The 209-nt window shown below is 38.3% G+C and carries 1 protein-coding gene; it reads right to left on the minus strand.

The genetic code is table 11. From position 1 onward, the window contains the following. Positions 1–187 (minus strand): SUI1 family translation initiation factor (locus tag A1D25_RS01140; protein ID WP_476718488.1); only part of this gene is annotated, 187 nt, incomplete at its 3' end. Positions 188–209 lie beyond the last annotated feature (22 nt).

Consider the following 209-nt stretch of genomic DNA (forward strand, 5'->3'; position numbering starts at 1 on the left):
TTAATTCTGAAGCTAGAGACATTAGTGCTTTATCATCTAGGTCTAATCCTGTGATGATACAAACACCTTTTCCTTTCCGTCCACTTGTTTGACGTTGAATTCGCACAATACCATCGCCTTTGGGACGCTCAACTTTTTCTTTTTCAGGTTGAATACGACCGACTTCGGTAGAATAAACTAATGTCATTTGTAAAATTTCCGTCCAATCT

It is taken from the genome of Ursidibacter arcticus (assembly GCF_009761375.1).
In the GTDB taxonomy this organism is placed as follows: Bacteria; Pseudomonadota; Gammaproteobacteria; order Enterobacterales; family Pasteurellaceae; genus Ursidibacter; species Ursidibacter arcticus.